Source organism: Hungatella sp. SL.1.14 (genome assembly GCF_024460495.1).
GTDB classification, from domain to species: domain Bacteria; phylum Bacillota; class Clostridia; order Lachnospirales; family Lachnospiraceae; genus Hungatella; species Hungatella hathewayi.
On record NZ_JANFYJ010000131.1, the window covers coordinates 1 to 428 of the forward strand.

At 51.4% G+C, this 428-nt stretch carries 1 protein-coding gene; it reads right to left on the bottom strand.

The genetic code is table 11. The annotated features are described in order from the left end of the window. Positions 1–124: 124 nt before the first annotated feature. Complete coding sequence (locus NE473_RS30295; protein WP_256265568.1) at positions 125–319, bottom strand: hypothetical protein; 195 nt, start codon at positions 317–319, stop codon at positions 125–127. Positions 320–428 lie beyond the last annotated feature (109 nt).

The following is a 428-nucleotide window of genomic DNA, read 5'->3' on the forward strand; positions in this document are numbered from 1 at the left end:
CCCCGGAGCAATCCGGGGTTTTATATATCGATATTATTGCCCTTATATGAAGTAAGGCAGCCCAAGCGGACCGCCCTTTTCTTACCACTCAAACTGGCTGCCGAATTTTCGGCCGTGATGTTCCCTACAGTGCTTCGATAAACTTCTTCACTCCCTGATATATCTCCTTGTACGGCAGCCCCTCTACCATCAGCGTGGCCAGATGCAGCTCCACTACCGTTTCCAGCGATTTTAAGTGCATCAGCGTCCTCTGGTCTGCCTTGTCCCTCCCGCCGTTCTCTATGCCTAATCTGCGGTTTATGAGCTTGGTCAGTGACACATACTACCGATCTGCGTGCTGGCTCCCCTGTGCCCTTGCGTACTCTACAAAGAGCTTAATCTGATCTGTCTCAGCCTTGCGTACTTCTTTAGTCTCCTGACGGATTCCC